The 1,081-nt window shown below is 53.5% G+C and carries 1 protein-coding gene; it reads right to left on the reverse strand.

Annotated features, from left to right (window positions below; genetic code table 11):
• Positions 1–1,081: condensation domain-containing protein (locus JOD82_RS28895; RefSeq protein ID WP_245249175.1), on the reverse strand; the 1,081-nt coding region annotated here is incomplete at both ends.

The following is a 1,081-nucleotide window of genomic DNA, read 5'->3' on the forward strand; positions in this document are numbered from 1 at the left end:
GCCATACGGCATAGTCTTTGTACTGAATCCGCAATGGCGACAGTTCTTCACCGCCATACAAGCGGACAAACTCATCGGTCAGTACCTCCATCGACACGCCATCCGAAACGATATGGTGCATGTCGAGCATGAGTAAATGCTGGGATTCTTGCCCTACTCCTTGGACACCCAGATCCACCAAGCCTACCCGCAGCAGCGGTGCAGCTTTTAGATCAAACGGACGGATAAACTGCCGTACCCGTTCTTGTGCTTCCTCGCTAATCCTCGTGTACGTAGCCGTAGTCGTACTCTCTACCTGTACCTTCGTATATTCCACCTCGAATGGCACGGTATCCTCAATCCATTGCATCGGCTCATTGTCTACCAGCTCAAAGCGGGTACGCAAGGTTGCATGACGATCAATTAGTTGACGGAACACGTCTTCTACTCGTTTCACATCCAGCGGACCGCTCACTTGCAGCACTGACGGCATGTTGTAGTTCACATCACTTGGATCAAACTGATGCAGTACATACAGTCGTTTTTGTGCTGAAGATAACGGGTAGAAGCTGCGTTCTTCTGTTACCGGAATGGACGCGTACACCACTTGATCCAGACCTTCCAGAACGGCTGCCAGTTGTTCAATCGTGGGTGCTTCAAAAATACTGCGCAGGGGAAGCGGCTTGTTCAACTCCTTGTGAATCTTCGAGGCCAGTGTCGTCGCCCGCAGCGAGTGTCCGCCAATCTCGAAGAAGTTTTCCTTCACACCGACCTGCGTGAGGCCCAGCACCTCCTGCCAAATGTGTGCCAGTTTCACTTCCACCCACGTTCGCGGTGCGACATAATCGGCTCCGCTTTGCAGGCTGCCTTCCGGTGCTGGTAGGGCCTTGCGGTCAATTTTTCCATTTGGACTCAGCGGCATTTGCTCCAGTTGTACAAAGTAGGACGGCACCATGTAGCTTGGCAGTTCCCGGCCCAGCTCACTTCTCAGCTCGCTGGCTCCTAGCTCTTGCCCCGCGACATAGTAGGCCACCATGTGTTTTTGGCCCGTTTCGTCTGCACGAGCCATGACAACCGCTTCTCGCACGGACGCTACTTGGAG

Origin of the sequence: Paenibacillus sp. 1182 (assembly GCF_017833915.1) — a bacterium.
GTDB classification, from domain to species: Bacteria; Bacillota; Bacilli; order Paenibacillales; family Paenibacillaceae; genus Paenibacillus; species Paenibacillus polymyxa_D.